This is a genomic window from Streptomyces sp. NPDC017940 (assembly GCF_044328435.1).
Lineage (GTDB): Bacteria > Actinomycetota > Actinomycetes > Streptomycetales > Streptomycetaceae > Streptomyces.
This window is the reverse complement of record NZ_JBIRHJ010000001.1, coordinates 31,058-54,955: the sequence shown is the minus strand read 5'-3', so window position 1 is coordinate 54,955 and position 23,898 is coordinate 31,058. Positions and strand designations below refer to the sequence as shown.

Annotated in this window: 17 protein-coding genes; 12 read left to right on the top strand and 5 right to left on the bottom strand. The window is 74.9% G+C overall.

What is annotated here, in order from left to right:
• Positions 1–62: 62 nt before the first annotated feature.
• The 7 genes from ACH4DX_RS00195 to ACH4DX_RS00165 all read left to right on the top strand — a co-directional run bounded on the left by ACH4DX_RS00195 (position 63) and on the right by ACH4DX_RS00165 (position 13,011).
• The gene (locus ACH4DX_RS00195; RefSeq protein ID WP_398153424.1) at positions 63–3,506 is read left to right on the top strand and encodes a CDP-glycerol glycerophosphotransferase family protein; all 3,444 of its coding nucleotides are present in this window, start codon (positions 63–65) and stop codon (positions 3,504–3,506) included.
• A 98-nt stretch (positions 3,507–3,604) separates the two neighbouring features.
• A complete protein-coding gene (locus ACH4DX_RS00190; RefSeq protein WP_398154137.1) occupies positions 3,605–5,140 on the top strand; it encodes a hypothetical protein in 1,536 nt (511 codons plus the stop codon).
• Positions 5,141–5,290: 150 nt separating this feature from the next.
• Complete coding sequence (locus ACH4DX_RS00185) at positions 5,291–6,919, top strand: glycosyltransferase family 2 protein (RefSeq protein ID WP_398154136.1); 1,629 nt, start codon at positions 5,291–5,293, stop codon at positions 6,917–6,919.
• 115 nt (positions 6,920–7,034) lie between these two features.
• Complete coding sequence (galE, locus tag ACH4DX_RS00180; RefSeq protein WP_398154135.1) at positions 7,035–8,024, top strand: UDP-glucose 4-epimerase GalE; 990 nt, start codon at positions 7,035–7,037, stop codon at positions 8,022–8,024.
• A gap of 149 nt (positions 8,025–8,173) precedes the next feature.
• Positions 8,174–9,055, top strand: a complete 882-nt coding sequence (locus ACH4DX_RS00175; protein ID WP_398153423.1) for an NAD(P)-dependent oxidoreductase — start codon at positions 8,174–8,176, stop codon at positions 9,053–9,055.
• A 150-nt stretch (positions 9,056–9,205) separates the two neighbouring features.
• Positions 9,206–9,997, top strand: a complete 792-nt coding sequence (locus ACH4DX_RS00170; protein WP_398116205.1) for an ABC transporter ATP-binding protein — start codon at positions 9,206–9,208, stop codon at positions 9,995–9,997.
• Positions 9,994–13,011 (top strand): FtsX-like permease family protein, encoded by a 3,018-nt coding sequence (locus tag ACH4DX_RS00165; protein ID WP_398153422.1) that lies wholly within the window; start codon positions 9,994–9,996, stop codon positions 13,009–13,011. Before ACH4DX_RS00170 ends, ACH4DX_RS00165 begins: the two co-directional genes overlap by 4 nt.
• Positions 13,012–13,064: 53 nt before the next feature.
• On the opposite strand, the gene ACH4DX_RS00160 is transcribed toward ACH4DX_RS00165, so the two are convergent.
• Complete coding sequence (locus ACH4DX_RS00160) at positions 13,065–13,709, bottom strand: LuxR C-terminal-related transcriptional regulator (protein WP_398116201.1); 645 nt, start codon at positions 13,707–13,709, stop codon at positions 13,065–13,067.
• Complete coding sequence (locus ACH4DX_RS00155) at positions 13,697–14,872, bottom strand: sensor histidine kinase (RefSeq protein WP_398153421.1); 1,176 nt, start codon at positions 14,870–14,872, stop codon at positions 13,697–13,699. Before ACH4DX_RS00155 ends, ACH4DX_RS00160 begins: the two co-directional genes overlap by 13 nt.
• 165 nt (positions 14,873–15,037) lie before the next feature.
• On the opposite strand from ACH4DX_RS00155, the gene ACH4DX_RS00150 reads away from it, so the two are divergent.
• A complete protein-coding gene (locus ACH4DX_RS00150) occupies positions 15,038–15,202 on the top strand; it encodes a hypothetical protein (RefSeq protein WP_398116197.1) in 165 nt (54 codons plus the stop codon).
• Positions 15,203–15,352: 150 nt separating this feature from the next.
• On the opposite strand, the gene ACH4DX_RS00145 is transcribed toward ACH4DX_RS00150, so the two are convergent.
• Entirely contained in the window at positions 15,353–16,003 is a 651-nt protein-coding gene (locus tag ACH4DX_RS00145; protein WP_398153420.1) for a TetR/AcrR family transcriptional regulator, read from the bottom strand.
• A gap of 202 nt (positions 16,004–16,205) precedes the next feature.
• Here ACH4DX_RS00145 and ACH4DX_RS00140 point away from each other — a divergent pair, with 202 nt between their 5' ends.
• The 4 genes from ACH4DX_RS00140 to ACH4DX_RS00125 all read left to right on the top strand — a co-directional run bounded on the left by ACH4DX_RS00140 (position 16,206) and on the right by ACH4DX_RS00125 (position 22,087).
• The gene (locus tag ACH4DX_RS00140) at positions 16,206–17,117 is read left to right on the top strand and encodes an ABC transporter permease (protein WP_398153419.1); all 912 of its coding nucleotides are present in this window, start codon (positions 16,206–16,208) and stop codon (positions 17,115–17,117) included.
• Positions 17,104–17,931, top strand: coding sequence for an ABC transporter ATP-binding protein (locus ACH4DX_RS00135; protein ID WP_398153418.1), 828 nt, complete (start codon positions 17,104–17,106; stop codon positions 17,929–17,931). Before ACH4DX_RS00140 ends, ACH4DX_RS00135 begins: the two co-directional genes overlap by 14 nt.
• Positions 17,932–18,041: 110 nt before the next feature.
• Positions 18,042–20,351: a CDP-glycerol glycerophosphotransferase family protein gene (locus tag ACH4DX_RS00130; RefSeq protein ID WP_398153417.1), complete on the top strand. Its 2,310-nt coding sequence runs from the start codon at positions 18,042–18,044 to the stop codon at positions 20,349–20,351.
• A complete protein-coding gene (locus ACH4DX_RS00125; RefSeq protein ID WP_398153416.1) occupies positions 20,348–22,087 on the top strand; it encodes a glycosyltransferase family 2 protein in 1,740 nt (579 codons plus the stop codon). The genes ACH4DX_RS00130 and ACH4DX_RS00125 overlap by 4 nt, the downstream gene beginning before the upstream one ends.
• 88 nt (positions 22,088–22,175) lie before the next feature.
• On the opposite strand, the gene ACH4DX_RS00120 is transcribed toward ACH4DX_RS00125, so the two are convergent.
• Positions 22,176–22,712, bottom strand: coding sequence for a GtrA family protein (locus ACH4DX_RS00120; RefSeq protein WP_398116187.1), 537 nt, complete (start codon positions 22,710–22,712; stop codon positions 22,176–22,178).
• Positions 22,709–23,563, bottom strand: coding sequence for a polyprenol monophosphomannose synthase (locus ACH4DX_RS00115; RefSeq protein WP_398153415.1), 855 nt, complete (start codon positions 23,561–23,563; stop codon positions 22,709–22,711). The genes ACH4DX_RS00120 and ACH4DX_RS00115 overlap by 4 nt, the downstream gene beginning before the upstream one ends.
• Between the last annotated feature and the right edge of the window lie 335 nt (positions 23,564–23,898).

Here is a 23,898-nt window from a genome sequence, read left to right as displayed (position 1 = left end):
AGGGTGAATACGCCCGTACTAGGTCGTAGCGCCACCCATACTCCTACGAAAGGCCGGTCGCCGTGCAGCCCCGACTCACCGTCGTCGTGCCCATCTACAACGTCGAGGAGTTTCTGCAGGAGTGCCTTGAGTCGATCGCCCGGCAGACTCTGGACGGCGGCATCGAAGCCGTCCTCGTCGACGACGGCTCCACCGACTCCAGTCCGCGCATCGCGCGTGAATTCGCCACCCGCGACCCCCGCTTCGTCTACGTCCGCCAGCCCAACGCGGGCCTGAGCGCCGCCCGCAACACCGGGGTGCGGCACGCCCACCCGAGCGCCGAGTACCTCACGTTCGTGGACAGCGACGACATCGTGCCGCACGACGCCTACGCCCGCCTGATCGCGAGCCTGGACGCCAGCGGCTCCGACTTCGCCAGCGGCAACGTCTGGCGGCTCACCGACCGCGGCCGCTCGCAGGCCTGGCAGTACCAGTGGCTCACCGCGCCGCGCACCCGTACCCACATCAGCCGTGACCTGGCCCTGCTCGCCGACCGCGTCGCCTGGAACAAGGTCTTCAGGCGCGCCTTCTGGGACCGGCACGGCTTCGAGTTCCCCGAGGGACGGCTCTACGAGGACACCCCGGTGATGATCCCGGCGCACTTCCTCGCCTCCTCCGTGGACGTGCTCCACGACCACGTCTACTACTGGCGGGTGCGCGAGGGCTCGATCACCCGGCGGCGCACCGACGTCAAGGGCGTGCGGGACCGCATCGCGGCGTGCGCCCACGTCAGCACCTTCCTGGCCGGACAGGCGCCCGGGCTGAAGTCCACGTACGACGTCTCGTGCCTGCGCGACGACTTCGTGTACTTCCTGGAGGCGCTGCCGATGGGCGGCCCCGAGTACCGGGCGGCGTTCCTGGAGGGCACCGCCGGCTTCCTGCGCGCGGCGGACCCGGAGGTCCTGCGGCGGCTCCCGGCGGATCTGCGCGTGAAGTGGCACCTGGTGCGGGAGCGGCGCACCGGTGAGCTGATCGAGCTGCTCGACCACGAACGGCGCGGCGGCAAGGGCACGTTCGCGGTGCGCGGCGCCGTGCGCAAGTACGCCGAGTACCCGGGGGTGGAGGGCCTTCCCCCCGAGATCGCCCGGCTCGGCCGCGACGAACTGCCCGCCGTGGCACGCCTCGGCGAGGCACGCTGGGGGGCCGACGGGCTCCTGCGGATCAGCGGCTACGCGCACCTGCGCAACCTGGACGCGGCCCGGCCCGCGCAGTCGGTGAGGACCGGGCTGCTCAAGGCGGCCCACAGCAGGGGCCGCTACCGGTGGGTGCCGGTCGCGACCGTGCCCGCGCCCGAGGCCACCGAGCACTCCGAGCAGCATCTGCACTGCTACGACCTGTCCGGCTTCGAGATGACCGTCGACCCGCAGCGGCTGCGGACCGGCGGCAGGTGGCGGCCGGGCAACTGGCTGCTCGGCGTGGTCGTCGCGGGCCACGGCGTCGTGCGCCACGCCGCCGTCCGCGCCCGGGACCGCTCCCGCACCCAGTCCCTGGTGCACGACCTCGGCGACGGGGTGCGGGTGGTGCTCGGCTTCAGCAAGGGCAGGCTCGTGCTGCGCGTCCAGGAGTACGCGGCCCGGGTCGAGGGCCATCGCGGGCACGGCGGCGACGTGGTGCTCACCGGCAGCCTGCCGGGACACGCCCGCCCCAGGGCGCTGCGCCTCACCCACCCCGGCGGTACCCGGCTCGACTTCCCGGTCGCCGTCGTCGACGACCGCTTCGAGGCCCGCGTCCACCTGCCCGACCTGGAGGCCGTGCCGCCCTCACCGCACCACGCCCCCGCCCAGGTGGAACCGCCGCACAGCGACCGCTGGCAGGCCGCGCTCGAACTCCCCGACGGCTCCACGCTGCCCCTCGCGGCGGTCACCGACCTGCCGCCGGGGCGGTACGCGACCCGGCCCGGCCGTGAGCTGTGCACCACCGCCGACGACCGCGGCAACCTGGTGGTGGAGCTGACCCGGCGGCCCATCGCGGACCGGGTCGTGTGGTCCGCCGACGGCGCCCTGGAGATCGAGGGCTCCGCCACCGAGGCGAGCTGGCCGTCGGCCGTCCTCGTCCTGCGGCACAGCGGCCGCGACGACGAGGTGACGGTGCCGGTGGAGCTGACCGGCGACCGGTTCCGCGCGGTGGTGGCGCCCGGGGGCGGGGTGCTGCGGGAGGGCCGCTGGTACGTGTTCCTGCGCGAGGTGGAGAACAGCGGGCAGGGGGTGCCGGTGCGGGTCCTTGCCTCGACGGGGGCCGGGCTGCCGTTCCACCAGGTGCTCCAGGGGCGGCGGTTCACCGCCGACCGGCGCTTCGGCGACCGGCTCGTGATCGACGCCGGGTCGGTCCTCGCGCCGACCGAGCGCGGCGCGTACCGGCGTCACCGGCTGCGCACCGAGCACTACCCGCGCGAGCGCACCAGGGCGCTGCGGGACGCCGTCCTGTACTTCGACGGCGACTCGCCGCGCGCCGTCCACGAGGAGCTGGTGCGGCGCGGCGCCGACATCGAGCACCTGTGGGTCACCGAGGACCAGCAGACCCGGGTGCCCGCGGGGGCGCGCGGCGTGGCCGCGCACAGCACCGAGTTCCACGAGGCCCTGGCCCGCTGCCGCCGCATCGTCACCGCGGGGCACCTGCCGGACTTCTTCCGGCGCAGGCGGGGCCAGACCGTCGTGCAGACCTGGAACGGCACCCCCCTCAAGCGCATCGGCACCGACCTCACCGACACCCTGTACGCCGACCACGGCCACCTGGACCGGCTGCCGCACCTGGCCGCGCAGTGGAGCGTCCTGGTCTCCCCCAGCCGCTTCGCGACGCCCCACCTGGGCCGCGCGCTCAGCTACGACGGCGAGGTCCTGGAAGCCGGATCGCCGCGCAACGACGTGCTGTTCGCCGACGACCGCGGCAAGGTCGCCGAGCGCGTCCGGCGCGAACTGGGCCTCGCCCCGGACCGCCGTGTCGTCCTGTACGCGCCCACCTACCGCGACCACCTCGGCTTCGGCGCGGGGCGGTACCGCCACGACCCGGCCCTGGACCTCGGCGCCGTCGAGGACGGCCTCGGCGACGACCACGTCCTGCTCGTACGCAGACACCCGCTGACGTCGGGGCGCCTGCCCGGCGCCCGCGCGCCCTTCGTCCGCGACGTCACCGCTCACCCCCGGGCGTCCGAACTCCTGCTGGTGGCGGACGTGCTGATCACCGACTACTCGTCCCTGATGTTCGACTTCGCGCACACCGGGCGCCCGATGCTCTTCCACGCCTACGACCTGGAGCACTACCGCGACACCGTCCGCGGCTTCTACCTCGACTTCGAGAACGGCGCGCCGGGCCCGCTGCTGACCTCCACCGCCGAGGTCGTCGACGCCCTGCGCGACCTCGACGCCGTCACCCGACGGCACGCGGACGCGTACGCGGCGTTCCGCGAGGCGTACTGCGACCTGGACGACGGGCGCGCAGCGGGCCGCGTCGCGGACAGGCTGCTGCGGTGACGGCGCCGATCAGGTCCTCCCCCGCGGCGCCCGGGGCGAAGACCCCCGCGCGGGCCGCGGGCACCGGCACCGCGGGCGCGACGGGGGGCGCGGGTGCGGTGTGGCGGCGGGTCTCGCTCGGCGCCACCGCGTCCGGGTTCGGGGTGCGGTGGCGGCCGAGCCCCTACCTCCTGCTCGGCGGGCTCTTCTGGCTCGTGATGTCGCTCGCCTACTGGCGGGTCCCGATCTGCTGCGACTTCGGGCAGCACGCGGCGGTCGTCGAGCGGCTCAAGGACGACCTGCTGCACCCCGCCCACCCGATGGCGGACCTGCCGGGCGACGGCAGCGCGTACTACTCTCCGTACGCCGTCGCGCAGGCCTTGCTCGCCGACGCGACGGGCCTCGCGGGCTGGCAGGTCGTCAAGCTCTCGGGCCCGCTGAACCTGCTGGTGCTGCTCACCGGCATCGGCCGCTTCGTCCGTGTCCTCACCCCGCGCCCCTGGGCCCCCGTGCTCGCCCTGTTCGCGATGGTGCTGCTCTGGGGCACGCGGATGGCCTGGTGGAGCGGCTATCTGGGCCTGATGTCGATGACGGGCAACCTCGGCTACCCGTCGACGTTCGGCATCGCGCTGATGTTCTGGGCCTGGGCGTGGGCGGGCACGGCCGCCAGGTCCCGGCGCGGCGCGCCGACCCACCTGGGGCTCGGCGCGCTGTGCGGGCTGATCCTGCTGATCCATCCGATCACGTCGGTGGCGGCGGTCATCGGCGTGAGCGCCTTCGCCCTGCCGCAGTGCGCGCGGGCGCTGCGGGACGGCGTGCCGGCGGGGCCGAGGGTGGCGCTGCTGTGGGCGCTCACCGGGCTCACCGCCCTCGCGGTGGCCACGACCTGGCCGTACTTCAATCCGCTGACCCTGGTCGGGGACCAGTCCGTCGACTGGATCCACCGGCAGCTGTACACGGACATGCCCGAGCGCTTCTGGCTCGCCGCCCTCGGTCTTCCCGCCCTGTACCTGCGGTGGCGCAAGGACCACAAGGACCCGCTGGTCGTGATGTTCGCCCTGGACTGCGCGGTCGTCGGCTACGGCTGGCTCAGCGGCCACTACACCTACGGCCGCATCCTCGGTCTGACCCTGGTCCCGTTGCAGTTCGCCCTGGCGATCGAACTGGCGGCCGCGCGCCCGTGGGGCACCCGCCGCGCCGCCCTCGCGGGGGCCACCGCGCTCGGCGCGTTCACCGGGTTCTTCCAGATCCAGGCGGGCGCCGTGGTGCCCCGCACCCTGGACCCGGTCGGCTTCGCGCAGCCCCCGCGCTGGCCGGACTACGGCTGGGCGGCGGCGCACATGGACCGCGGCGACGTCGTCCTGACCGACAGCTACCGGCCCATGCGCTCGGTCCCCGCGTTCGGCGTCAACCTGGTGGCGCCCGCCTGGCCGGACGCCTCGCTCGACGAGTCGGTGCGCAACCGGCGCCTAGAGGAGGTGCGCCGCTACCTCGACCCGGCGTCGACACCCGCCGAACGCGCCGCCGTGGTCGAGCGGTACCACGTGCGCTGGCTGCTGCTCGCCCCGGAACAACGGCTGCCGCCCGAGGCGGTGGTGGTGACGTGGAGCTCCCGCACCGGCGAGATCCTCGCCCGGGTGGGCGGGGCGCCGTGAGGCGGGAGTGACCAGGGCGCGATGAGGCGGAAGTGGCCAGTGGGGCGTGTGAGGCGGTGGGGTCCGGGAAGGCACCTCGAGCAAGCCTCCCGACGAACAACCCTAATCGGATAAATCCTGCCAAGCTCTAAAATTTCTCCCGTGGACCGCATCTCACCGCAAGAGCCCCAGATCACCGTCGTCGTGATCGGCTACGACGACGCCCCGCACATCGCCGACGCGGTGCGCTCCGCGCTCGCCCAGGGCCCCGTCGTGGGCGAGGTGATCGCGGTGGACGACTGCTCGACGGACGACACCCCCGCCGTGCTCGCGGAACTGGCCGCGCGGGACCGCCGGGTGCGGGTGGTCCGGCGGCCCGTCAACAGCGGCGGCTGCGGCGCCCCCCGCAACGACGGCGTCGACGCCGCCGGACTGCCGTACCTGATGTTCCTGGACAGCGACGACGTGCTGGCCCCGGGCGCCGCCCAGAAGCTCCTGGACGCGGCGCTCGGGCACGGCGCCGAGGTCGCGTCCGGGCGGTGCGTGCGGCGCGAGCTGCCGTCGGGCCGCGAAGTGCCCTGGCAGCCCGAGCTGTACCGCAGGCCCGCGCTCGTGGCCCGACCCGCGCTGCGCCCGCGCCTCGTCCACGACACGCTCTGCGTCAACAAGCTCTACCGCACGGACTTCCTGCGCGCCCACGGCATCCGCTTCCCCGAGGGCCGCTTCCTCTACGAGGACTTCGTCTTCGGCGCCCGCGTCCTGGCCGCCGCGCCGCGCATCGCCCTCGTCCCCGACACCGTGTACGTGTGGCACGTGCGCCGAGCGGCCACCAGGCTGTCGATCTCCCTGGACCGCGCGGGGATCGAGAACTGGCGGGCCCGCGTCACCGCGCACCGCCGGGCCGTGGAGATCCTGCGGGGCGCGGCCGACGGCGACAAGCTCCTGGTGCGGGCGGCCCGCGCCCAGTTCCTCGACCACGGCCTGCGCATGTACGCGCGGGAGCTGACGGCCCGCGGCCCGGAGTACCGGCGCGAGTGGTGGGCGCTCACCCGCGCCTACCTCGCCGAGTTCGACGCCGCCGACCTGGAGGCCGCGCCCGCGCCGGGACGCGTCGTCGCCCGGGTCGTCCTCGCCGCGGCCGAGCCCCGCGACCTGGACCGCGTCACGCAGGTGGCGGCGCGCCCGGCCCGGCTCGTCCCGCCGTACGCGCGCACCGCCGACGGCACCCCCGTCTGGTCGCCCGACCTGCCCCAGGTCACCCTGGACCACCTCCTCGTACGGCCGCTGCGGCTGCTTCCGCTCGCGGTCGACGCGGAGCTGCGCCCGCGCGCGGGCACCAGCGTGCTGCGCCTGCGGCTGCACGAGCTGTACGGACGGGTCGCCGCGGCGGGCCCCGGCGTGGTCGACGTGGAGCTGACGCGCCGGGGCGGCGGCCGGCCCGGTCTGCGGCGCACGGCCGCGTTCGGCCCCGAGCGGCCGGACGGGACCTGGCTCGCCGAGGTGCGCGTCGACCTCGGTGCGCTCGACGGCGACGTGTGGGACCTGCGGCTCCGGTTGCTCTTCGACGACGGGACGGCGCGCGAGACCACGGCGCGCGCCGTGCCGGGCCCCGGTCTGCTGCGGCGCGCCGTGGTGCCGGGCGGGCGGCGCGGCGTCCTGCTCGTACAGCCCTACGCGACGCGGGCGGGCAACCTCTCGGTGCGGATCGCCCCCGGGGTGCGCGGGGTCGCGGCGGTCGCGCGGCGGCGGCTCGGGCGGATCGTGCGCGGGCTGCCGGGCAGGCGGGCGGACGGCCCCTGACGCGAGCCGTACCCGGACTCTGGAAGACTGCGCGTCCGGGATGTCCGGGGGCGCGACCACCACCGGCACGGCACGACGGTCCACGACCGACACGACACGACGGGACGAGCTGACCATGACCTGGCTGATCACCGGCGGCGCGGGATACATCGGAGGACACGTCGTGCGCGCCATGGCGGAGGCGGGCGAGCGGACGGTGGTCTACGACGACCTGTCGTCGGGCCTCGCCGAGCGCGTGCCCGACGGCGTGCCCCTCGTCGTCGGCTCGACCCTGGACGTGGACCTCGTCGCGCGCGCCATGCGGGACCACGAGGTCTCCGGGGTGATCCACCTGGCGGCGAAGAAGCAGGTCGGCGAGTCCGTCGAGCAGCCCCTGCACTACTACAGGGAGAACGTCGAGGGCCTCAGGGTCCTCCTCGACGCGGTCACCGACTCGGCGGTGCCGTCGTTCGTCCTCTCCTCGTCGGCCGCCGTGTACGGCATGCCGGACGTGGACCTGGTCACCGAGGACACGCCCTGCGTGCCGATGAGTCCCTACGGCGAGACGAAGCTGGCGGGCGAGTGGCTGACCCGCGCGGTGGGCCGTGCCACCGGGCTGCGCACGGCGTGCCTGCGGTACTTCAACGTGGCGGGCGCGAAGAGCCCCGAACTCGCCGACACCGGTGTCTTCAACCTGATCCCGATGGTCTTCGAGAAGCTCACCGCCGGCGAGGCCCCGAGGATCTTCGGCGCCGACTATCCGACGCCCGACGGCACCTGCGTACGCGACTACATCCACGTCACGGACCTCGCGGAGGCCCATGTGGCCGCGGCCCGGCGGCTCACGGCGTCCCCCGGCGGCACCGACCTGACCCTCAACGTCGGCCGCGGCGAGGGCGTTTCGGTGCGCGTGATGGTCGATCTGATCGCGGAAGTCACCGGGTACGACGTCCCGGCCGCGGTCACCGAGCGGCGCGCGGGCGACCCGGCGCGCGTGGTCGCCGTGGCGGACCGGGTGACCGCCGAGCTCGGCTGGTCGGCGAAGCGGGACGTGCGGGAGATGGTGGAGTCGGCGTGGGCGGGCTGGACGCGGCTGCACCCGGAGGCACAGCGACTGCACCCGTAGGCAGAGCCGCAGGCACGCACCGAGAGGTAAGTACGCACCCGATAGTGGGTACTTGAGCGGCGGCCCGGTGGGCGCCAGGCTTGGGGCGCGGCGAGCGACACCTCGCCCCGCGCCACTCCACCGCCCCTCGCCCCTCCTTGGGAGCCGCCATGCCCGCGCACGCCCGTACACCCGTGACCCTGGTCGGACTCGGCGCGATGGGCGCGGCCCTCGCGTCGGCGTACCTCGCGGCCGGGCACCCCGTCACCGTGTGGAACCGCACCCCGGCCAAGGCCGCGCCGCTCGTCGAGCGCGGCGCGGTGCACGCCCTCGACGTCCGGGACGCCATCGCCGCGAGCCCGCTGACGATCGCCTGCCTGACGACGTACGAGGCGACCCTCGCGGCCCTTGGACCCGCGGCGTCCGCGCTCGCGGGGCGGACCCTGGTCACCGTCAACTCCGGTACCCCCGCGGGCGCGCGGGCGATGGCCGGCTGGGCCATCGGCCACGGTGCGCGCTTCCTCGACGGCGCCGTCAAGAACGTGCCCGCGGCCGTGGGCGCGCCCGACACCCTGCTCTGCTACAGCGGCGACCGGGCCGTCTTCGACGCGCACGAGGCCACGCTGCGGGTCATGGGCGGCGACACCGTGCACCTGGGCACCGACCCCGACCTCGCGGCCCTGTACGAGTCGGCCGTGGGCGGCACGCTGCTGCCCGCGCTGCTCGGCTTCCTCCAGGGCGCGGCGCTGGTCACGGCGCGCGGCCTGGAGGCGAGCACCCTGGTCCCGTACACGGTGAAGTGGCTGGAGATGATCAACTCCCTGCTCCCGCGGTACGCGGCGGAGATCGACCGCGGCGACTACGACGCGCCCCAGTCGTCCATCGGCATCTTCCACGCGGGCATCCCCGGTGACACCGAGGTCGCCGTGGAGGCCGGTCTCGACGTGAGCTGGCACGCGCCGATGCACGCGCTCCTGGAGCGGGCGGTCGCCGAGGGGCGCGCCGAGCAGAGCGTCGCGGCGCTGGTGGAGGTGTTGCGCAGGCCCGTCTGACGCGGCTCGCGCGCGGTGCCGCGCGGCGGGGGTGTAGCAGGCTCCACCCCCGCTTCGGGTGCGCGCCCTCTCGTGGCCACCGGGTCCGGATTCCTAGCGTTCTCGGTGACGGGCGGCAAGGCCGCGGGAGTCGGGGAGAGGGCGTAGAAGATGTTCGGGCGGCGCGGGTCTGCGCGGCGGGCGGCCAGGGAACGGGTGGGCAGCGACGCGCTCGTCCTGGACGGGGTCGGGCGTACGTACCGCGGGGGTGATGTCGTCGCCCTGCACCCGGTCGACCTGGTGGTGCCCCGCGGCCGGTTCCTCGCCGTCATGGGCCCCTCGGGCTCCGGCAAGTCGACGCTCCTACAGTGCGCGGCCGGGCTCGACCGGCCCTCGTCCGGCACCGTCCGGGTCGAGGGCGTCGGGATCGGCGCCCTGCCCGAGGCCGAGCTGACCCGGCTGCGCCGGGAGCGGATCGGCTTCGTCTTCCAGGCCCACAACCTCGTGCCGTCGCTCAGCGTCGGCGAGAACGTGGCGCTGCCGCTGATGCTCGGCGGCGCGACGGACGGGGTGGGCGCCCGCGCGGCCGTGGCCCTGGCCGCCGTCGGCCTCGGCGACCGCGCCGACGACCGCCCCGCCGAACTCTCCGGCGGCCAGCAGCAGCGCGTCGCGATCGCCCGCGCCCTGGTCACCGACCCGGCCGTGGTCTTCGCCGACGAGCCCACCGGCGCCCTGGACCCCGCAACCGCCCACGACGTCCTCACCCTGCTGCGCCAGGCGGTCGACAGGGACGGCCACACGGTCGTCATGGTGACGCACGACCCCTCGGCGGCCGCCTGGTGCGACGAGGCGGTCTTCCTCGCCGGGGGCCGAGTCGTCGCCGCCCTCGGCGCCCCGGACGCCGAGCGGGTGCACGCCGTGATGCGGCAGCTGGGCGGCGGGCGGACGGTGGTGACGGTATGAGCGGCGTGCACCGGACGGGCGGGGTTCCCGACGCGGGTGGGGGGCACGGGGGGCGTGCGGGGCGGGGTGGCCGGGGCGGCGTCGGGCCGGGCGGCTGGAACGGCGCCGAGCGGGGTGGCCCGAGCGACGCCGGACCGGGCGGCTGGAACGGCGCCCGGCAGGGCGGCCTGAGCGACGCCCGGCAGGGCGGTCCGAACGACGCCTGGCGTGGCGGCCCGAGCGACGCCCGGCAGGGCGGCCCGTACGACACCCGGCAGGGCGGCCTGAGCGACGCCCGGCAGGGCGGCCCGTACGACACCCGGCAGGTCGGCCTGAGCGACGCCCGGCAGGGCGGTCCGAACGACGCCGGACCGGGTGACTGGAACGGCGCCCGACAGGGCGGCCCGAACGACGCCCGACAGCACAGCCCGAACAGCGCCCGGCGTGGCGGCCGGAACGGCGCCCCACAGGGCGGCCCGAACCGCGCCCGCCAAGGCGGCCGGGGCGTCGTCGCGCTGCTCGCCGCCCGTGGGGCGCGTACGCACCGCAAGGCGTGGGCCGCGGTCTTCGCGGCGCTCGTCCTGACGTCCACGCTGCTCGGCGCCTTCGCGCTCGCCGTGACGTCGGCGGCGCTCGGCCACGCCCGCGTGGAGCGCTACGCGGCGGCCGACCTCGTTGTCGCAGGTGACCAGAACACCCGCTACACCGCCAAGCCGTGGGGCTCGGAACCGGAGACGGCGACAGCGGGCCTGACGGAACGGGTACGGGTGCCCGAGCGCGCGCTCGACGTGGTGCGCGGGGTGCCGGGCGTACGGGCGGCCGTCGCCGACCGGGTGTTCCCCGTGGGCCTCGCGGGCACCGCGGCCACCGGCCGCCCCTGGGACGCCGCCCGCCTCGCCCCGTACGCGCTGCGGGACGGCCGGGAACCGCAGCGGGCGGGCGAGGCCGTGGTGGGGCACGGCACAGCTGTGGCCGGCGGCCGGGTCGCGGTGCGGGTCGACGGGGCCGAGCGGACGTACCGGGTCGTGGGCGTCGCGGACGGGCCGCGCGCCGCGGTCTACTTCACCGGCGGTGAGGCGCGCCGCCTCGCCGGGCACTCGGGCACCGTGGACGCCGTCGGCGTCGTGGCCGACGAGGGCGTCGGCACGGGCGCGCTGTCCGGGCGGGTGCGGGACGCCGTGGACAAGGCCGGTCTCCGCGGCGCCGGAGAGCGGGCGAAGGGCGACGCGGCGGGGCTTCGGGTGCTCACCGGCGACGGCCGCGGGGCCGCGGAGGACCTGACGGCGTCCCCGGCGCGCTCCACCCTCCTGGAGATCCTCGGGGCGGTCGCGGGGACGATGACGCTGATCGCCGTCCTCGTGGTGTCGTCGACGATCGTGCAGGCGCTGCGCCAGCGCGGCCACGAACTCGCCCTGTTGCGGGCCGTGGGCGCGACGCCCCGGCAGCTGCGGGGCGCGGTGGGCCGCGAGGTGGGGCGCGTCGCGGTGGCGGCGGCAGCGGTGGGCGCCGTCCTCGCCGTGCCCGCCCACCTGGCGCTGCGCGCGCTCCTCGACGCGCGCGGCGCGGTGCCCTCGGGCCTCGTACTCCCCCTGCCGCCCTGGCTGGCGGCCGCGCCGCTGGTCACGGCGGGCGTCACCGTACTCGTCGCCCGGCTCTCGGCGCTGATCGCCTGCGGTCGCACGGCGAAGGTCCGGCCCGCGCAGGCGCTGCGCGAGTCACCGCCGGGAACACCCCGCCGCATCACGGGCCTCGTGCTGCTCGGCCTCGGTGTCAGCGCAGCGGGAACGGCGACGCTCCAGGGCGGGCAGGCCGCGGCGGCGGCCGCGAGCGCCGCCGCCGTCCTCATGGTGATCGCGTGCGCGGTGCTCGGCCCGTGGATCGCGACGGGCGCGATGCGGGTGCTCGGCGCGCCGATGCGCCGCTTCGGCGGCCCCGGCGGCCGGCTCGCGGCCGCCAACTGCACGGCGGCGGCGCCCCGCCTGGGCGCCGCGATCACCCCCGTCGTCCTGGTCACCGCGTTCGCCCTGGTGCAGCTCGCGGCGGGCGCCACCCTCACGCACGAGGCACGGGCCCAGGCACGGGAAGTCGCCCGCGCGGACGTCGTGGTGCGGGCCGAAGGGGGGCTCCCGCGCGGTGCCCTGGAGCGGATCAGGGCCCTGCCCGGGGTGTCGGGCGCGACGGAGGTCGTGCACAGCACGGTGGTGCTCGCTGGCAAGGAGGCGGGCGAACCGAAGCTGGAGCGCCTTCCGGTGCTCGGTGTCACGCCGGAGCGCCTGACCCGCACCCTGGACCCCGACGTCCGCGAGGGCGACCTGGCAGGACTGCGCCCCGGCACCGTCGCCCTCTCCGCGGACCGGGCCCGCGCCCTGGACGCAGAGCCGGGATCGACGGTGCGGCTGCGCTTCGGCGACGGCACCGAAGGGCGGCTGCGGGTGGCCGCGGTCTACGACCGGGGCCTCGGCACCGGGGACTTCCTGCTCGCCCGTGACGAGGTCCTGCGGCACGCGTCCGGCGCAGGCCGGGCCCGGGTCCTGGTGGCGACGGACGGCGCGGCCCGCACGCTGCGCGCGGTGGACGCGGCCGTGCCGGGGGCCCGTGTGCAGCGGGACGCGGCGGCCGTACGGGACGCGGTGCGCGTCGAACCGGAGGACCAGGCCCTCGGCGAGGTGGTGACCGGGGCGGCGGTCGGCGCGATCGGCGCCTTCACCGTCATCGCCGTCCTCAGCACGCTCTCGCTGATCGCGGTCGGCCGCCGCCCCGAGCTCACCCTCCTGCGCAGGGCCGGGGCCGCCCGCTCCCAGCTGCGCAGGATGCTGCGCGCGGAGGCCGCCGCGGTCGCCGTCACCGGCCTGGTGGTGGGCGCCGCCGTCGCCCTGGTCCCGCTGCTCGCCTTCAGCTTGGCCTTCGCGGGCGCCCTGCCCTACCTGCCGCCCGTCCAGGGCGCGCTGATCGTCGGCGTGGTCGCGGCGACGGCCCTCGCGGGGACGGTGCCGCCGGTGCGGCGGGTGCTGCGGGGGCGGTATCCGACGGGGTGAGGGCGCGGGAGCGGGGCCGGGGAGCGGGGTGCGGGGTGTGTCCCGCACCCCGCTCAGGCCTTGTTGAGGTACGCGAGGACAGCGAGCACCCGCCGGTGCCCGCTGTCGCTCGGCGGCAGGCCGAGCTTCAGGAAGACGTTCCCGATGTGCTTGCTGACGGCGCGTTCGGAGACGACCAGGGTGGCCGCGATGGTGGTGTTGTCGCGGCCCTCGGCCATGAGCTGGAGCACCTCGCGCTCGCGCGGCGTGAGGGAGTCGATGGGGTCGTCGGCGCGCCGCGTCAGAAGCTCGGTGACGACCTCGGGGTCCAGTGCGGTGCCGCCCGCGGCGACGCGCTCCAGGGCGTCGAGGAACGCGTCGACCCGGCCGACGCGGTCCTTCAGGAGATAGCCGACACCGCTCGCGTCACCGGCGAGCAGCTCGGCCGCGTACGTCTCCTCGACGTACTGGGACAGGACGAGGACCGGAAGTCCCGGCAGCTGCTTGCGGGCGTCGAGGGCGGCGCGCAGCCCCTCGTCGCGGAACCCGGGGGGCATCCGGACGTCGAGGACGGCCACGTCGGGCCGGTGTTCGAGGAGGGCGGGCAGGACCTCGGGGCCCGTGGCCGCGACGGCCGCCACCTCGTGCCCCGCCGATGTCAGGAGCAGCACGAGCCCCTCCCTCAGCAACGCGTTGTCCTCCGCGATCACCACACGCACGGCAGCTCCACCCCGATCTCGGTCGGCCCCCCGGCGGGGCTCGTCACATCCATGGTCCCGTCCAGGGCCGCGACCCTGCGCCGCATGCCGAGCAGTCCGCTGCCGCCCGCCTCGTCGGCGCCGCCCTCGCCCTCGTCCCGCACGCACAGCCGCAGGCCGCGCGGTGCGCGGGCCAGTTCGATGCGGGCCGCGTGCGCCCCGCTGTGCTTGGCGGCGTTCGTCAGGGCCTCGGCCACCACGAAGTACGCGGCTGCCTCCACGGCGGCGGGTGCCCGGGCGCCGCCCTCCACGCCGTCGTCCCGCACGGACACCTCGAGGCCGCTGCTCGCGGCCAGCGCCCGTACCGCGCCGACGAGGCCGCGGTCGGTGAGGATGGGCGGGTGGATGCCGCGCACGACGTGCCGCAGCTCGGTCAGGGCCTCCTCGGCCTGGTCCTGGGCGTCGTCGAGGAGTCTGCGCACCGTGTCGGGGTCGGTGCCGCCCTGGTCGTGGGCCCGCTTGGCCAGACCGATCCGCATGGACAGGGCGACGAGCCGCGCCTGGGTGCCGTCGTGCAGATCCCGCTCGATGCGGCGCAGCTCGGCGCCGTGCGCCGCCACCGCGCCCGCCCTGGTCTCCGTCAGCTCCTCGACGCGCTCGGCCAGCTCGGCGTTGCGCTCGTCCTCGGCAGACGGCTTGAGCAGCGCCCGCGACCAGCGCGCGTCGAGTTCGGCGAGGCGCACGATCAGCGGGAGCACGACGGCCCGGCGGCGGAGCAGTCCGCACCACACGCCGTCGACGATCACACCGATCACCCACAGCGGCAGCGCCGCGTACAGCAGCGCGAACCCGTAGACGAAGTGGAGGGCGAGCCAGCGCAGGTCCCGGTAGGTGCCGGGGTCCTTGACGGCCTTGCGCACCCGCTCCACGAGGGTGCCGGTCAGCGGCGTGTACGCCTCGGGTATCCGGGTGCCCGACCACTGGGCGACCTGGCGCCGCTTGTGACCCGCGATACGGCGCAGCATCAGGACGGTCTCGGGCAGGACGCCGAGTCCGATTACGATGAGCGAGGCGACGGCGGTGAAGAGCAGGACGCCGACGAACACGTACGAGAGGAGGGCGAGCCCCGCACCCATGAGCAGTTGCATGGAGGCGCGGTCCGCCCGCCCGATCGTCTCTCGCATGACACTCAGGTTAGGCGAGCCCCCTGGCGGGCGCGGGTGAGCGTGCCACCGCCCGGAGGGTGGAGCCCGCTACACCCCGGCCCGGGAGCACACCCCCTCGATCACCGCGGGCGCGGCAGGCAGAGTTGACCGCGAACGCAAGTCCTTGCCCCGAAAGGTTCCGTCATGAAGGCCCTCCTCTGGCTCGTGCTCGCCGTCGCCATCGTCCTGAACGCCTTCAGCAGCGTCGCGTTCAGCGGGGGGACGGAACTGGCGGTGAGCATCACCACGGGTTCCGCCGTGATCGGCTCGATCACGGTGCTCGTGCTGACTCGGGAGCGGCAGTCGTAGCTGCGCCGCAGGTGTAGCTCAGCCGCAGGCGTGGCTCAGCGCGGGTCGGGCGCGAGGCAGTCGTAGAGCCCGGCGCACGTCGGACGCGAGCCAGCCGTAGTGCCCGGCGCACGTCGGGCGGGCGGACTCGCGCATGGGGCGCGAGGGGACTCACAGCGCCTTGAGGGCCGCCGCCGTCGCCCCGGCCAGCCCCTCCAGATACCCCTCGGGCAGCTCACCGCGCACCACGACCGCCCGCCAGTACAGCGGCCCCGACATCAGGTCCAGGGCCAGGGCCTCGTCCGTCGCCGTGAGGCCCGCGCGCAGTTCGCCGCGCGCCACGGCCTGCGCGACGATGCCGCTCGCCACGCCGTACTGCCCCTCGCGCAGCGCCTTCTGCAAGGCCGCCTCGATGTCGGGGTTGCGGGCCGCCTCCGCCTGGAGGTCGGGGACGACCTGGGAGGCGACGGGGTGGCGCAGCGCGCGGGACGTCACCTCGTACAGCAGGCGCAGATCGCCCTCCAGGGTGCCGGTGTCCGGCGTGGGCAGGCCCTGGACCGCGAGCGCCGACACCAGGTCGAGCACCAGGTGCAGCTTGGAGCGCCAGCGGCGGTAGACGGCCGTCTTGCCGACGCCCGCGCGGCGCGCGATGCCCTCGATGGACATGCGCGCGTACCCCACCGCCGCCAGCTCCTCGAAGACGGCGGCACGGATGGCCTCGGTCACGTCCTCGCGCAGCACGGCGGCCCCCGCGGGCGCCCTGCGGCCCCGGTCACCCGGCTTTTTCCCGCTCTCCCCGGACTCTCCGCCACGCGTCGTCATGGGAACAGCATAGGGCGCGACGACGAAACGGTTGCGTTCCGACGTCGAGGCGTCCTACTGTCTACGTGACGACGATACGGTCCCGTCCCAACGTGTTCGACGCGCCACACGTTTCGGTGTGTTCCGAAGCGAACTGACGTGAACCGGCGTGACCTCGCACCGTGCCGCCGCCCTCCCACGTCCCCGAGCGGAAGCAACGGCCGTGACCCTCGTACTCGACAAACCGCCCGCGGCCGAATCCGCAGCGGAGTCCGCCGCAGCCCTCGCCGCCCGCCACGGACTGAGTGTCATCGGCGCCCGCCCCTCCCTGCCCGCCTATGTGCGCGAACTGTGGCGGCGGCGCCACTTCGTCACCGCGTTCGCCACGGCCCGGCTCACCGCCCAGTACAGCCGGGCGAGGCTCGGCCAGCTCTGGCAGGTGCTGACGCCGCTGCTCAACGCGGCCGTCTACTACTTCGTCTTCGGCGTCCTGATGGACACCAGGCGCGACGTGCCGGACTATGTGCCGTTCCTGGTCACGGGCGTCTTCGTGTTCACCTTCACGCAGCAGTCCGCCCTCGCGGGCACCCGCGCCGTCTCCGGCAGCCTCGGACTGGTGCGCGCCCTGCACTTCCCGCGTGCCGCGCTGCCGATCTCGTACTGCCTGCAACAGCTCCAGCAACTCCTCTTCTCCCTGGGCGCGCTGCTCGCGATCCTGCTCGGCTTCGGGGTGCCGCCCAGCCCCTCCTGGCTCCTGGCCCTGCCCGCGCTCGCCCTCCAGTTCGTCTTCAACGCGGGGCTCGCCCTCGCCCTCGCCCGCCTCGGCGCGCGGACGCCGGACATCGCGCAGCTGATGCCGTTCGTGCTGCGGACCTGGATGTACGCGTCCGGGGTGATGTGGAGCATCGACAAGGTCCTGGCCGACAGGGACCTGCCACGCGCCGTTACCGTGCTTCTCCAGGCCAACCCCGCCGCCGTCCACATCGACCTCATGCGGTTCGCGCTCATCGACAGCTTCCACGCCGACCGGCTCCCGCCGCACGTGTGGGCATGGGCGGTGGGCTGGGCGCTGGTCGCCGGGGTCGGCGGGTTCCTCTACTTCTGGAAGGCGGAGGAGACGTATGGCCGCGGCTGACGCACCCCCGGGGGCGAGCGCGCCCCGCACGCACGAGCCCCCCGCCCCGACCGTCGTCGTCGACGCCGTCGACATCGTGTACCGCGTGCACGGCACCGGTGCGGCCACCACCCGGGGCACCGCGACCGCCGCCCTCGGCCGCGTCCTGCGGCGCGGGCGCGGCGCGGGCGCAGGGGCGCGCACGGTGCACGCCGTCCGCGGGGTGTCCTTCACGGCCCTGCGCGGCGAGGCCATCGGGCTCGTCGGCACCAACGGCTCCGGCAAGTCCACGCTCCTGCGGGCGGTCGCGGGCCTGCTGCCGGTCGAGCGCGGCCGGATCTACACCGACGGCAGGCCCTCGCTGCTCGGCGTCGACGCGGCCCTGATGAACGACCTCACCGGCGAGCGCAACGTCCGGCTCGGCTGCCTCGCGGCGGGGATGTCCCGCGAGGAGACCCGGGAGCGCGGCGCGGGCATCGTCGCCTTCTCCGGGATCGACGACAAGGGCGACTTCAGCACGCTGCCGATGCGCACCTACTCCTCCGGCATGGCCGCCCGCCTGCGCTTCTCCATCGGTGCCGCCAAGGACCACGACGTCCTGCTGATCGACGAGGCCCTGGCCACCGGCGACCGCGCGTTCCAGAAGCGCTCCCAGGAACGCGTCCGCGCGCTGCGCGAGCGCGCCGGGACGGTCTTCCTCGTCAGCCACAACAACAAGTCGATCCGGGACACCTGCGACCGCGTCCTGTGGCTGGAACACGGGGAGCTGCGCCTGGACGGGCCGACGGCGGAGGTCATGAAGGAGTACGAGCGGTTCACCGGCGGCAAGAACTGAGACCCTCCTTGCCCCTTTTGTCACGCCAATAAGCAGATCCTTACACTATGGGAGCGTTTAGCAGCGTTGGCCGAGCCGACGACCGAGGCAGCAGAGAGGCTGGAGCAGGGATGCCGGAGCTGAGCGTCGTGGTGTACGGCCGCAACGTGCAGGGACACCTCACGGAGAGCCTCACGGCCCTCACGGACGCCGCGCCCGCGGTGGAGGTCGTCGTCGCGGCCATCGGCGACTCCGCCCGGCAGGCCGCGGAGCAGTACCCCTACGTCACCCTCGTCGCGCTGCCCGACGGCACCCCGGACGGCACGGCCCGCGCGGCGGGCGCGGACCGGGCGACGGGGCGCTGGCTCCAGTTCGTGCACAGCAAGGACACCGTGCCCGCGCGCGCGGCGCGGGCGGTCGCCGAGCGGACGGCGGCCCTCCAGAGGACGGCGGCCGCACATGACGACAGCGCGGCCGCGCGGGACGGCGCAGCCGCGCGGGCAACGGCGGCCGCTCAGCAATCCGCGCCCCCTCAGCAATCCGCGGCCCCGCAAGAAGTGGACGTCCTGCTCACCGATCACGTCCGCTCCACCTGGCGGCACGCCCGCATGCCGAGCCCCGACGGTGGTGTCCTCGCCGAGCCGGGCCGCCGCGAGGTGTCCCTCGGGGACTGCCCGGACCTGCTGCGGGTGACACCGCTGCTCGGCACGCACGTCGTACGGGCGGACTTCTGGCGGGCACAACAGCGGGAGGGCCTCGCCACGGACGACGAGCTGTTCACGGCGTACGCGCTGCTGCTCACCGCCGGACGGATCGCGGCCCTCGACCAAGTGGTCCTGGAGGAGCGGCAGTTGCGGGCCCAGAGCCTGCCGCCGCTCACGGCCGACGGCCACTTCGCGCTCCTCGCCGCCTACGAGCGGCTGCTCCGCCTCGCCGCCGAACGGCACGCGGACCCCGGCCCGCGCGCCGTGCTGTACGCCGCGATGGTCACCGCGAGCCTGCGCACCGTGGCCCGCGCGCCCCTGCCCGACGACACGGCGCGGGAGTTCTTCGCCCGCGCCGCCCGGGCGGCGGTGGAGCTCCGCCCGCCCGGGTACCGGCACCCCGGCGGCCTGGAAGGGGTGCGCCGCCGCTTCCTGGAGGAGAACGCGTACACCAGGTACCGCGTGTTCCAGGCGGCGAACCAGCGGCGCCGTAAGGTGCGTTCGGCGGTCAGGAAGAGCCGGCGGACGGTGGGCAGGAAGGTCCGTGACCTCCAGTACCACCACGACCTGAAGCGCCCGGTCGACCCGGACCTTGCGGTCTTCTCCGCGTACTGGGACCGGGGCGTCGCCTGCAACCCGGCCGCCGTCGCCGCGAAGCTCGCCGAACTCGCCCCGCACATCCACCAGGTGTGGATCGTCACCGCCGGCAACGTGCCGCTGCTGCCGCCGGGCACCGACCACGTCGTACCGGGAACGCGCCGCTACTGGCGGGTCCTCGCGACGGCCAAGTACCTGGTGAACAACGCCAACTTCCCGAACGCCGTGGTCAAGCGCCCCGACGCCGTGCACCTCCAGACGCACCACGGCACCCCGCTGAAGCGCATGGGCCTGGACCAGCTCGACCACCCGGCCGCGGCCAAGGGCCTGAACTTCCACGACCTGCTCGCCCGCGTGGACCGCTGGGACTACAGCGTCTCGTCCAACAGCCACTCCACACAGATGTGGCAGCGCGCCTACCCGTCCCGCTACGTGGAGCTCGATTACGGCTACCCGCGCAACGACGTGTACTACACGGCGACGGCCGCGGACGTCCGCGCCGTCCGCGAGCGCCTCGGCATCGCCCCCGGCAGGCGCGCCCTGCTGTACGCGCCCACGCACCGCGACTACGAGGCGACGTGGACGCCGCCCCTCGACCTGGCGGCGCTCGCCGACCGGCTCGGCGGGGACACGGTGCTCCTGGTGCGGGGCCACTACTTCTACGGCGGCGCCGCCTCGCCCCTGACGAGCCTGCGCCGTTCCGGCCGCCTCGTCGACGTGTCCACGTACGACCCGGTGGAGGACCTGGCCCTCGCGGCGGACGCGCTGATCACGGACTACTCCTCCATCATGTTCGACTACGCCAACCTCGACCGCCCGGTCGTGATCTACGCCGACGACTGGGAGACGTACGCGAAGACGCGCGGCGTCTACTTCGACCTGCCCGCGCAGGCGCCCGGCCCGGTGGCCCGTACACAGGAGGAACTGACCCGCATCCTCACCTCCGACGCCTGGCGGGACGAGGCGGCGGCCGAGGCCCGGGCGGTGTTCCGGCGGCGCTTCTGCGAGTTCGACGACGGGCGGGCCGCCGAGCGCGTCGTACGCCGGGTGTTCCTCGGCGAGCCCGAGGAGTCGCTGCCCGCCATCACCCCGCTGGACGGGCGGACACCCGCCCCCACCCCGGAGGAGGCCACCCGATGACGCCCGCCGCCCCGCCCCCCGACGCGCCCGAAGCCTCCGACGCACCCGACACACCCGACACACCCGACACACCCGACGTGACGGTCACCGTCATCGTCCACAACGACGCCGAGCGCCTGCCGCGCGCCGTCGCCTCGCTCCGGCGCCAGTCCCACCGGAACATCGAGATCGTCATCAGCGACGACCACTCCACGGACGCCACCCCCCGGGTGGCGCGGGAGCTCGCCGCCCTCGACGACCGCGTCACCTACCTCCGCCTGCCGCGGAACAGCGGCGGATGCAGCGCCCCGCGCAACCGCGCGATCGACATCGCGCGCGCCCCGTTCCTGATGTTCCTCGACAGCGACGACGAACTCCCAAAGCGGGCGGTGGAGTCACTCCTCGCGGCCCACGGCGAACGCCCGGTCGACTTCGTGATGGGCGCGGTGGAACGGGTACGGGTCGACACCGGCCGCACCTCCACGTGGATGCCCCACCTGGTCGCCGAGCGCCGCACGGTGGCGGGCATCGAAGCCGAACCCGCCCTGCTCTTCGAGCACTTGTCGACGAGCAAGATGTACCGGAAGTCCTTCCTCGACGACCACGCGCTGCGCTTCCCCGAAGGCATCCACTACGAGGACCAGCTCTTCTCGGCCCAGGCGTACTGCCTGGCGAAGGCGTTCACGGTCATCCCCGAGCCGGTGTACCGCTGGTACACAGAGCCGTACGGCGCCGCGGACGCGGCGTCCATCTCCAACCAGCGGCACAAGCTGAGCAACGTACGCGACCGGGTGCACGTGCAGGGCCTCATCGACGCGTTCCTGGAGCGACGCGGCCACCGGGCCCTGCGCGACGCCAAGGACTACAAGTTCCTCAAGCACGACTTCCGGATGTACGCGGGCGACCTGCCCTTCCGTGACGAGACGTGGCTGCGCGGCTTCGCCGCCATCGTGAACCCGTACCTGGCGGGCCTGTCCGAGGCCGCGTACGCCCGGCTGCCGCGGGCGGAGCGGGTCGTCATCCAGCTGGTACGGGACGGGCGCCTGGACGAGGCGCAGGTGGCGGCGCGGGGGCTCGGGCACGCGGTGGGGCCGCGCGCCCTGGCGGAGGACGCCGACGGGCGGGTCTACTGGGGCGACCGGGTTCCCGCCACGCCCGCCGGGCGCCGCGAACTCGACCTCACCGACCTCGGTCCGGACTCCCGGCCGTTCCCGGGCGCGCAGTTCCGGCACGAGATCACCCGCGTCGAACCGGCCCCCGGCGCCGCCCTCGCCCTGTCGGTCCGCACCTACGACCCCGGCCGCAGGCTCCCGATGGGCCCGCAGGTGGCGAGCCTCGTCGTGGCACCGGGCCGCCGCCGCCTGACGACCCGCTTCCGGCTCGACCCGGTGCGGCCCGGCGTCTACGAGGGCGAGGTCGTCCTCGACCTCGCCCGGGCCCCCGTACCGCAGGACGGCTTCGCGGGCACCCGCCACCCGCTGGTCCAGCTCACCGACGGCCGCCTGCGCAACAGCGGCGTACTCCTCGCACCCCTCGCCCTCCCCCGCCTGACGGCCCGCGTCCCCTACCGCGCGGGCACGGCCCCGCACCGGGTGACGGCGGAACCGGAGGGCCGCGGCGCGGGCCGCCTCCAGCTCACCTGGGTCCCGGTGGGCGTGACGTCCCGCGTCCTTGGGCCCCTGGTCCGCCGGGTGGCCGGGGAGCCGGGCTCGCGTGTGCGCAGGGCGGCGCGCCTGGTGGGGAGCGTCCTGCGCTGACCGCGTTCGCGAAGCGAAGTACCGGCGCACGACGGCGGCGACGGCCGCGACCGCCGCCCCTCTGTGCCCCGGCTGCTCGTCGCTCCCGCTACGGCCGCCGCACGTCATGGTGGGCACGGTCCTTGAACACCCACGTCCGGTACACCAGGAAGCGGAACGCCGACGCGAGCACGATGGACTGGGCCTTCGCGATGTTCGAACCGAGCGGCCCGCTCAGCCCCGCCCCGTGGTACGCGGCGTAGAACAGCAGGCTCTCCATCAGCACGCCGATGCCGCTGAAGACGAAGAACAGGGCGATCTGCCGCTTGCTGCGCGAGGCGCGGTCCCGGTAGGCGAAGAACCGGAACCCCAGGTAGTTGGTGCCCATGGCGACGCAGCTGGCGAGGACGGTGGCCGTCATGGGCCGCGAGCCGAGGCCGTGCAGGAGCAGGTTGAAGACGACGAGGTTGACGGCGACCCCGCTGCCGCCGACCACCCCGAACTTCACGAGCTCCAGGCAGAGGCGGCGCAGCCGGGCGAGGGGGAAGCGGGGCACGGCCACCGGGGCGGCCACGCCGGGCACGGCGGCACCGGGGGCGGTGACGGGGGCGGCGGCCCGCGCCTCGTGCAGTGTGCCGCTCGTCATACGGACGGCCCCGCCCCGAGGCCCCCGCGGGCGCCCCGTGCCGCGCGCACCCGCAGCTTCCACGGCATGCCGACGGACTCCAGCTGCACCATCAGGTTCATCTTGGACTCGCCGACGGTACGGTCCTCGAAGTGGATCGGGACCTCCATGACGTCGAAGCCGTGGCGCAGCGCGCGGTACTTCATCTCGACCTGGAAGCTGTAGCCCGCGCTGTCGACGCTCGCGAGGTCCACGGCGCGCACGGCGTCGGCCCGCCACAGGTTGAAGCCGCCGGTGATGTCGCGGACGCGGGTGCCGAGGATGGTGCCCGCGTAGGCGTTGGCCCAGCGGGAGAGGAGTTTGCGGTGGGCGCCCCAGGTCTCGGAGAGGGTGCCGCCCTGCACGTACCGGCTGCCGACGACGACCCCGGCGTCCGTGGCGAGCGCGACGCCGAGCAGATCGGCGACCTTCTCCACGGGGTGGCTGCCGTCGGCGTCCATCTGTAGGACGTAGCGCGCGCCGTCCTCGACGGCCTTGGCCATGCCCGCCGCGTAGGCCCGGCCGAGGCCGTCCTTCTCCGTGCGGTGCAGCACGCTCATGCGGCGGCGGCCCGACGTCTCCTGGTGGCGCCGGGCGCAGTCCTCGGCGATCTCGCCGGTGCCGTCGGGGCTGGAGTCGTCGACGACGAGCAGGCTCAGGCCCGGCAGCCCGAGGGCGAGCAGCGCGTCGGCCATGCCGGGCAGGTTTCCCGCCTCGTTGTACGTCGGCATGACCACGGTCAGCGGTGTGGCGGCCCACTCCTCGGGCAGCCGTCCGGCACCGAGCACCTGGGCCGCGCGCTCCGCCGCGGTCGGCGGACTTGCTTCTGTCATCGGCCTACCCTGCGACCTTCCCGGCGTCCACGCCGACGGTTCGATACCGATCTGCCCGTCAGATCCGTCCGTCGGATCCCCTCGTCGGATCCGTCCGTCGGACAATCTCATCTACCGTAGACCAAATGCCCGAATTAATGGCATAAGGCAAGTCTCGTCACCCGTTCCGCAGACTGCGGGTATCCCGTACGGCGCCGGAAACGCCGTCAACGGGACCGGGGGCGCCCCCCCCCCGGGGGGGGGGGGGGCCCCCCCCCCCCGGGGGCGCCCGCCCCCCCCCGGGCCCCCCCGGTTAGGCTGCGCGGGCCGGACCCGGCGCCACAGGCCCCAGGGCA